Genomic DNA, 2,392 nt, shown 5'->3' on the forward strand with positions numbered 1-2,392 from the left:
ACAAATAACGGCATCATCAAAAACACGTGATTCATCACAAATGTAAGCAGAGCCACTTATTTTTGCATTGCCTCCGACATGGGCATCATCACAAATGACAGCATTATCAGAAATATGAGCATGATCAGTGACACGGGCGTTATCATAAATTTGTGCATTGCCTTCAATTACAACGGCGTTGTTAGCATGCGCATTACCAGACAGCTTTGCATTGTCCTTTAATGTCATACCTTCAAAAATAGCATTCCCATAAATTTGAGCATTACCATAGACATCAACAAAAAAGCTTTTTACTTTAGCATTTCCAAAGACGCGTGCATTTTGAAAGACCCGAGCTTTATTATACACCCAGCAATTACCTTCATGAGATANAGGCTCTAATTCGAGTTAAGAAATGACCATCGATATATTCACAATCATCAATAAATTCATATTTTTTTGCAGGCTCTTGTTGATTAACAGACGCGGTTTCATTTGCAATATTAGAGATAACGGGGGTGTTGTTTGAGATATTTTTCATACTAAGATTCCTAGTTATTTAAAGTTTTCAATTGACACTCTATAAGAGCGCCGGGCGTTGAAAACACGGTAACTAGTCCGTCGTCACACTTTTCTCATAAAAGAGTATTGTATGGTATGACCACACCCGACAAAGCTCTCATATACTAACAAAAGCATAAAAGAAAGTCAGTATTTAAAAGACATGGGAGAGGTCGTATCGTAACCTACCCGCTAGTTATTAAGTGTTTTCAGCACTTGAGTATTTATATAACAAAATACGTATTTATTGTCAAACAATATTTTATCTTTTTTATGTTTTTTTTATTTTTTAAATACGTTATGTATTGATAATATCTTATGCTTATTAATTGCTTCTTTTATATTTATATGCTTTTAAAGCTATATTATAGGTTTTATGAAACGATTGCGTTATTTTCTGAATCTATACATTTATAATATTTAGAAACGCTCTCATAATGCGTATTTTAAACTTTATAACCTATCAATTTTGTCACTAAATGATTTTTAAGATTTCTGTTAATTTCTTTTAATAACACATTTTAGACTTAACAGCCTTTTATAGGGACTGTCTTTATAACAAACGATTTCATTTGCATTTTTGTATTCTCTATAGCTGTTATGTTCTTTATAGCCATGGCATCATTTTTCATTTTCATAAGAGAAATGATAAATAGGATAATTGCGATTTATTGTCTGTTATGAAAACATCTCAATAGAAACTAATCATTATAGAGATGAGCAAAATCCCTTTTAATAAACTTTTGTCAGTCTTGTCAGTTCTTTTTAGAACCTATATCATTTTTTTTAAATGAGAGAAAATTAAAATCATTATATTTCAATATATTATTTTTATCAATTTTTCAAAAAAACAACCTATATCAATAGTACAACCTATAAATTCAACTAATGCTCTATGTTTTGTAAGGTTTTTGGGGGGGGGAAACCTTCAAAACCTATAAGTAATATAAGAAAATGAATATACATAACCCTCTTTAAACAAAGCTTTTGAAAAGGATAAAGCTATCATTTTAAATTACGGTATAATCTCTTAAAGGCAATCCAAATAAGAGTATCTAAAAGTGCAAATGATTTCTTTTTAGAATAACGCATATTAAGATTATATGTAAGCAATGTATAAAGGGGGTATAGATTATGGTTATAAGCTCTATACCCCTTATGCGTTTATCATACCCATTATGTGAGCATGCTTTATAAGTTATTCAGTTTCTCTTATTTCCAATTTTGGTAAGTTTTTTACGATTTTCATTGTCTCTAAACTTACCGTAATAACCCTTTGAAACAACTCTAGAGGGTAGGCAGGGTTACCAACGGTTTCAACAGCATAGCGATTGGCATCATTGACAATGCCGCTCTTCTTATCAGTCTTAACGCATTGACGCCCCATAATCCATTCAAGAGCAGGCTTGCCATTGACGATATACTCATAAGCTTCAAGAGGGATATCTGTGATGATGATATTGCTATTATAAATAACAGTGGTTTTATCCTTTTTCTTACTATCCTTAATTTTTGCGAATTCATTTCAGTCACATAATAAAACTTTTCTGGATTAGAGATCTCTGTAAATTTTGGATTGCCCTTTTTAAAGGTCACGGGATAAGGTTCTACAGTTTCATAATTCATGTGCAAATGACCCAGTTCACGCCCTGCTGTCACAAACTTCCAAAAATCATCAGCAGTTTTTACGCAAGGGATACGAGGCAATTCTTTAGAGAGGTTATCAGCATAACGAGCACGGTAATCTTCCGAATGCAAAAGACCATAAACGTAATAGAACAAATCATCTTTAGTGATTATTTCATTCGGATAAGCAGCTTTAAAATGTGCTAATCCTTCATCAGTAATGGCA

Annotated in this window: 2 pseudogenes; both read right to left on the minus strand. The window is 32.1% G+C overall.

From position 1 onward, the window contains the following. Positions 1 to 520 (minus strand): annotated as a pseudogene (locus ACFIL2_RS05195) (hypothetical protein); the annotation flags it as partial. 1,218 nt (positions 521 to 1,738) lie between these two features. Further along, positions 1,739 to 2,392: pseudogene (locus tag ACFIL2_RS05200) on the minus strand (type ISP restriction/modification enzyme); the annotation flags it as partial.

This window comes from Bartonella sp. AP30XZML (assembly GCF_042195945.1).
In the GTDB taxonomy this organism is placed as follows: Bacteria; Pseudomonadota; Alphaproteobacteria; order Rhizobiales; family Rhizobiaceae; genus Bartonella.